General features: G+C 74.4%; 4 protein-coding genes. 3 read left to right on the top strand and 1 reads right to left on the bottom strand.

Annotation, left to right across the window (positions count from 1 at the left end):
- Positions 1-32 precede the first annotated feature (32 nt).
- Positions 33-1085, bottom strand: a complete 1053-nt coding sequence (gene iolC, locus ADL22_RS10405) for a 5-dehydro-2-deoxygluconokinase (RefSeq protein WP_066976080.1) — start codon at positions 1083-1085, stop codon at positions 33-35.
- 316 nt (positions 1086-1401) lie between these two features.
- On the opposite strand from iolC, the gene ADL22_RS10400 reads away from it, so the two are divergent.
- From ADL22_RS10400 to ADL22_RS10390, 3 genes are all read left to right on the top strand, one after another.
- Positions 1402-2322, top strand: coding sequence for a sugar phosphate isomerase/epimerase family protein (locus tag ADL22_RS10400; RefSeq protein ID WP_066976078.1), 921 nt, complete (start codon positions 1402-1404; stop codon positions 2320-2322).
- An 80-nt stretch (positions 2323-2402) separates the two neighbouring features.
- Positions 2403-3434 carry a Gfo/Idh/MocA family protein gene (locus ADL22_RS10395; protein WP_234430630.1) on the top strand — a complete coding sequence of 344 codons (1032 nt, stop codon included), beginning with the start codon at positions 2403-2405 and terminating at the stop codon, positions 3432-3434.
- Complete coding sequence (locus ADL22_RS10390) at positions 3431-4849, top strand: sugar porter family MFS transporter (protein WP_079064005.1); 1419 nt, start codon at positions 3431-3433, stop codon at positions 4847-4849. The genes ADL22_RS10395 and ADL22_RS10390 overlap by 4 nt, the downstream gene beginning before the upstream one ends.
- The last annotated feature ends 3 nt before the right edge of the window (positions 4850-4852 follow it).

Raw genomic sequence — 4852 nt, 5'->3', positions numbered from 1 at the left:
GGGCGGGGCGCTCCCGGGGCGGGGCGGGACCCTCACCCGCCCGGCTCCGGGGCCGGTTCCCGGCCCGGCTCCGCCGCCTCGCCCCGCGCCCCGCCCCGCGCCGCCAGGAATTCCCCGACCTCCTCCGCCGTCGGCATCGCGGACGAGCACGCCAGCCGGGACGCGACGATCGCGCCGGCGGCGTTCGCGTACCGCATCACCGCCGCCAACTCCCAGCCCGCCAGCAGCCCGTGGCACAGCGCGCCGCCGAACGCGTCCCCGGCGCCGAGCCCGTTGACGACCTCGACGGGGGTGGGCGGGACCTCGGCGGTGCGCCCGTCCCGGTGGACGGCGAGCACCCCCTTCGGCCCCTGTTTGACGACGGCCAGCTCCACGCCCCGGTCCAGCAGGGCCCGGGCGCAGGCCATCGGGTCCCGGTGGCCGGTGGCGACCTCGGCCTCGTCCACGTTGCCGACCGCCACGGTGGCGTGCGCCAGCGCGGCTTCGTAGTACGGGCGGGCGGCGGCCCGCGCCTCCTCGCCGGCGGCCGCGCCGGCCCCGGAGGCGCCGCCCGCCCCGCCCCAGAACATCGGCCGCCAGTCCAGGTCGAAGACGGTGGTGCCCCGGCGGCCCCGGGCCTCCAGCGCGGCCAGCGTGGCGGCGCGGCTGGGCTCCTCGCACAGCCCCGTACCGGTGACCCAGAAGATCCGGGCCGCGCGGATCGCCGCCAGGTCCAGTTCTTCCGGGTGGATGACCAGGTCGGGGGCCTTGGGGCGGCGGTAGAAGTAGAGCGGGAAGTCGTCCGGCGGGAAGATCTCGCAGAACGTCACCGGGGTCGGCAGGTCCGGCACCGGGGTCACCCACCGGTCGTCCACCCCGAAGCCGCGCAGCGCCTGGTGGACGTACTCCCCGAACGGGTCCCGGCCGGTCCGGCTGATGACGGCGGTGCGGCGGCCCAATCGGGCCCCGGCCACCGCGACGTTGGTGGCGGAGCCGCCGAGGAACTTCCCGAACGTCTCCACCTGGGCGAGCGGCACCCCCGTCTGCAACGGGTAGAGGTCCACCCCGATGCGCCCCATGGTGATCAGGTCGTACGGCTCGGTCATAGACGCCCCTTCCGGGCCGGCGCGGCGGATCGCCGGAAGCCGGCTCCCGGCCGGCTCCCGCTCAGGTCACAGGCCACAGGTCTAACGCCCCGTCGCAAACCCTGTCAACACTTTGTCCTTACATTATGACGTCAACCTCACGACATGATCCGGCGGACCCGGTCAGACCTGGACACGGACCTGAACACCCCTCACGTCCTTAAGTCCTTATGTCAGGACGAAGTCTTGACACTCCCCGGGGCGGCCGAGAGGCTGTGCCCCACAACCGACCCAGCGCCTCCCGGTCACCGCCGACCGGCGAGAGGAGAGCCGCAGCATGTCCGCAACCCCTGCCGCCTCGCCCGTCCTGGACCGCCTCCGCGTCGGCTCCGCCCCCGACTCCTGGGGCGTGTGGTTCCCCGACGACGACCAGCAGGTCCCCTGGCACCGCTTCCTGGACGAGGTCGCCGAGGCCGGCTACGAGTGGATCGAACTCGGCCCGCACGGCTACCTGCCCACCGACCCCGCCGTCCTCCGGGACGAGACCGCCCGCCGCGGCCTGAAGGTGTCCGCCGGCACGGTCTTCACCTCGCTGCACCACGGCCCGTCCGTCTGGGACAAGACCTGGGCGCACGTCACCGAAGTCGCCACGCTCGCCCGCGCGATGGACGCCTCGCACCTCGTCGTCATCCCGTCCTTCTGGCGGGACGACAAGACCGCCGAGATCATCGAACCGCCCGAGCTGACCCCCGAGCAGTGGAAGCACCTGACCACCGGCATGGAGCGGCTGGGCAAGCGGGTCCGCGACGAGTTCGGCCTGGAGATCGCCGTCCACCCGCACGCCGACACCCACCTGGACACCGAGGAGCACGTCGAGCGCTTCCTCCACGTCACCGACTCCGGCCTGGTCAACCTCTGCCTGGACACCGGCCACTACGCCTACTGCGGCGGCGACAGCGTCAAACTGATCCGCACCTACGGCGAGCGGATCGGCTACCTCCACCTCAAGCAGGTCGACCCGGACATCCTGCGCGACGTGCTCGCCAACGGGACCCCGTTCGGCCCGGCCGTCCGGCAGGGCGTGATGTGCGAACCGCCGCTGGGCGTCCCGGAATTGCCGCCGGTCCTGGAGGCCGCCCAGGAGCTGGGCACCGACCTGTTCGCCATCGTGGAGCAGGACATGTACCCGTGCCCGCCGGACCAGCCGCTCCCCATCGCCCGCCGGACCCGCCGCTTCCTGCGGTCCTGCGGGGCATGAGGGGGACGGCGGCGCCTGCGGGCGCGCGGGACACGACGGGCCGACGGAAAGCGAGCGGCGCGATGGACGAGAGGCGCGAGATGGGTTCTTCCAAGGACGCGGGCGGGACGCTGGGCGTGGCGGTGATCGGCACCGGGCGGATGGGCGCCGACCACGTACGGCGGCTGGACGAGGTGATCAGCGGGGCCCGGGTGGCGGCGGTGGCCGACCTCGACCCCGTACGGGCCGGCCGGCTCGCCGACCGCATCGAGGGCGCCACCGCGTACACCGACCCGGTCGCCGCCATGGACGACCCGGCGGTGGACGCCGTGCTGATCGCCTCACCGGGCCCGGCCCACGAGGCGGCGCTGCTCGCCGCGTTCGCCCGCGATCTGCCGGTGCTGTGCGAGAAGCCGCTGACCCCGGACGCCGCGTCCGCGCTGCGCGTCCTGGAGGCCGAGCAGCAGCTGGGCCACCGGCGCGTCCAGGTGGGCTTCATGCGCCGCTACGACGCCGGCTACCGCGCCCTGAAGTCCCTGCTGGACAACGGCGCGTACGGCCGCCCGCTGATGCTGCACCACAAGCACCGCAACGCCGACACCCCGCCCGGCTTCACCGACGCGATGATGATCAACGACTCGGCGGTACACGAGATCGATGTCACCCGCTGGCTGCTGGACGACGAGATCACCGCCGTCCGGGTGCTGCGCCCGGCCCCCACCGGCAACGCGCCCGCCGGGCTCGGCGACCCGCAGCTGATCCTCTTCGAGACCGCCGGCGGCCGGGTCACCGACACCGAACTCTTCGTCAACTGCGGCTTCGGCTACCAGGTCAGCTGCGAGGCGGTCTGCGAGAACGGGACCGCCCGGACCGGCGACGACCACGGGGTCTTCACCAACACCGCCGGCCACTGGGGCGGCACCATCCCGCCCGGCTTCGTGGAGCGCTTCGCGGACGCCTACGACCGGCAGGTGCAGCGCTGGGTGGACGCCACCCGGCGCGGCGAGGTCGAGGGCCCCAGCTGCTGGGACGGCTACGCGGCGGCCGCGGTCTGCGAGGCCGGGGTGCGGGCCCAGGCCACCGGGGAGCGGGTCGCCGTCGAGCTGATCGACCGGCCGGAGCTGTACCGGTGAACGGGCCGTCCACCGCCGCCCCCGGGGGCCTGTGCCCCGCGCCCGCCCCGCCGGCCGCCACCGACCGCGGCGCCCGCCGCTTCATCGTGGCCATCGCGGCGATCGCCGCCCTCGGGGGCGCCCTGTTCGGCTACGACACCGGGGTGGTGTCCGGCGCGCTGCCCTTCATGGAGCGGCACTTCGGGCTCTCCTCCCTGGGGGAGGGCGTCATCACCAGCGCCCTGCTGATCGGCGCGGCCTTCGGGTCGCTGGCCGGCGGCCGGATGGCGGACGCGCTGGGGCGGCGCGCGTCGCTGCTGTGGGCGGGCGCGGTGTTCACCGCCGGGGCGGTGGGGGTCGCGCTGGCGCCGACCGTGCCCGTGATGACCGCCGCCCGCTTCGTCCTCGGCCTCGCGGTCGGCAGCGCCTCGGTCATCACCCCGCTGTACCTCTCCGAGATCGCGCCGCCGCACCTCCGGGGCCGGCTGGTCTCGTTCAACTCCCTGATGATCGTCAGCGGCCAGCTGCTGGCGTACCTCGTCAACGCCGTCCTGGCCCACTGGGCGGCCTGGCGCTGGATGCTGGGGCTGGCCGCGCTGCCCGCGGTGGCGCTCTTCCTGGGCGTCCTGTTCCTGCCCGACACGCCCCGCTGGTACGTCGGCCGGGGCCGGCCCGACGAGGCCGCCGCGGTGCTGCGCCGCACCCTGCCGGCCGGCGACGTGCCCGGCGAGCTGTCCCGGATAGCCCGCGCCCGCGCCCTGGAGGACACCGCCCGGCGCGGCGCCTGGCGGGACCTGCGGCGCCCCTGGGTGCGGCGGCTGCTGCTGGTCGGTATCGGGCTGGCGGTCGTCCAGCAGATCACCGGGGTCAACGCGGTCATCTACTTCGCCCCCAAGATCCTGGCCACCACCGGACTGGGCACCGACGCCGCGATCACCGCCACCATCGCGGTCGGCGCGGTCTCGGTGCTCGCCACCGGGGTCGGGATGTCGCTGATCGACCGGGTGGGCCGGCGCCCGCTGCTCCAGTGGGGGCTGACGGGGATGGCGGTGTCCCTGGTGGTGCTGGGCGCGGCCTTCCACCTGCCGCACTCCCCCGGCGTCAGCTATCTGGTGCTCGCCCTGATGGTGCTCTACATGGGCTTCATGCAGGCGACCCTGAACACCGGGGTGTGGCTGCTGCTCGCCGAGATGTTCCCGCTGACCGTCCGCGGACTGGCCATGGGCGCCGCGGTGTTCGTGATGTGGCTGGTCAACTTCGGTGTCGCGCTGGGCTTCCCGGTCCTGCTCGACGCGGCCGGCGCCGGCGCCACGTTCTGGCTCTTCGCCGCGATGTGCGTCCTCTCGCTGCTCTTCTGCCGCCGGTACGCCCCGGAGACCAAGGGCCTGGCCCTGGAGGACCTGGAGCAGGAGCTGCGGCGGGCGGGGGGCGGGTAGCCG

The organism is Streptomyces sp. NRRL F-4489 (assembly GCF_001509485.1).
Lineage (GTDB): Bacteria > Actinomycetota > Actinomycetes > Streptomycetales > Streptomycetaceae > Streptomyces.
The sequence above is the reverse complement of the archived record's forward strand: the minus strand, read 5'-3'. Positions and strand labels throughout refer to the sequence as shown.

What these genes read in the sequence shown, in the direction of transcription:
- iolC (WP_066976080.1), bottom strand. Translation starts at nt 1,085, where the DNA reads ATGACCGAGCCGTACGACCTGATCACCATGGGGCGCATCGGGGTGGAC.
- ADL22_RS10400 (WP_066976078.1), top strand. Translation starts at nt 1,402, where the DNA reads ATGTCCGCAACCCCTGCCGCCTCGCCCGTCCTGGACCGCCTCCGCGTC.
- ADL22_RS10395 (WP_234430630.1), top strand. Translation starts at nt 2,403, where the DNA reads ATGGGTTCTTCCAAGGACGCGGGCGGGACGCTGGGCGTGGCGGTGATC.